This window comes from Kocuria sp. CCUG 69068, from assembly GCF_020833785.1.
GTDB lineage: Bacteria > Actinomycetota > Actinomycetes > Actinomycetales > Micrococcaceae > Kocuria > Kocuria rosea.
This window is the reverse complement of sequence record NZ_PDDL01000285.1, coordinates 1-476: the sequence shown is the minus strand read 5'-3', so window position 1 is coordinate 476 and position 476 is coordinate 1. Positions and strand designations below refer to the sequence as shown.

Here is a 476-nt window from a genome sequence, read left to right as displayed (position 1 = left end):
CTCGCCGCCCGCCTGGACGTCTCCGCCCTGGACCCGAGGCTGCGCACGGTGCGGCTGCGGCTGGCCGTGGACGTGCAGAACCCGCTGCACGGCCCCGACGGGGCCGCGCACGTCTTCGCCCCGCAGAAGGGCGCGAACCGCGATGCCCGGCGCGAGCTGGACGCCGCGCTCCGGCGCTGGGCCGGGCTGCTGGCCGGTCTCGAGGGCGCCCGTCCGTTCCTGCTCCCGGGGGCCGGCGCCGCCGGCGGCTTCCCGTCCGGCTTCCTGGCCCTGACCCCGGCGACGCTCGAGCGCGGCTTCGACCTCGTGTCCTCCCTCGTGGGGCTCGAGGAGCAGCTCGAGGACGCGGACCTGCTCGTCGTCGGCGAGGGGTCGCTGGACGCCCAGTCGCTGCAGGGCAAGGCGCCGCTCGCCGCGGCCGCGCTGGCCGCGGCCCGGGGGGTGCCCGTCGTGGCCGTGGCCGGGCGGCTGGGCCT

Annotated in this window: 1 protein-coding gene; it reads left to right on the top strand. The window is 79.4% G+C overall.

Translation table 11 applies throughout. The features are described 5' to 3' along the window. On the top strand, positions 1 to 476 hold a 476-nt coding region (locus CRM73_RS19550), incomplete at both ends, for a glycerate kinase (RefSeq protein WP_229588847.1).